The sequence below is a fragment of the Flavobacterium erigeronis genome, from assembly GCF_054075165.1.
Genome location: NZ_JBSKGP010000029.1, coordinates 1 through 576, shown reverse-complemented (window position 1 = coordinate 576; position 576 = coordinate 1). Strand labels below are relative to the sequence as shown.

Annotated in this window: 1 pseudogene; it reads right to left on the bottom strand. The window is 48.1% G+C overall.

Going from position 1 to position 576, the window contains the following annotated elements:
- Positions 1-576, bottom strand: a pseudogene (locus ACWA1F_RS23940) (SprB repeat-containing protein); the annotation flags it as partial.

Genomic DNA, 576 nt, shown 5'->3' with positions numbered 1-576 from the left:
ACAAGATCAGCCCAGTCGTAAGTGTAAGGACTAACTCCTCCAGATGCAGTAATGTTGATGGCGCCTGTTGCAGCTCCAAAACACAATACGTCAGTTTGGGAAGTTTTAGCTACAGCCACAGCAGAAGCAGGCTGAGTTATAGTCACAGCAAGCGGTGCAGAAGAACATCCGTTGGCATCTTTCACAGTTACAGTATAAGTTCCTGCAGCAAGATTAGTTCTGTCTTCAGGATCGTTTGTTCCAGCAAGATCCGCCCAGTCGTAAGTGTAAGGTCCAACTCCTCCAGATGCTGTAATGTTGATGGCGCCTGTTGCAGCTCCGAAACATAATACATCGGTCTGAGAAGTTTTAGCTACAGCGACAGCAGAAGCAGGCTGAGTAATTGTAACGGCAAGCGGTGCTGCAGTACAGCCATTCGCATCTTTCACCGTTACAGTATAAGTCCCAGCAGCAAGATTAGATCTGTCTTCAGGATCATTTGTTCCCGCAAGATCTGCCCAGTCGTAAGTGTAAGTCCCAACTCCGCCAGATGCAGTGATGTTGATGGCGCCTGTTGCGGCTCCAAAACACAATACA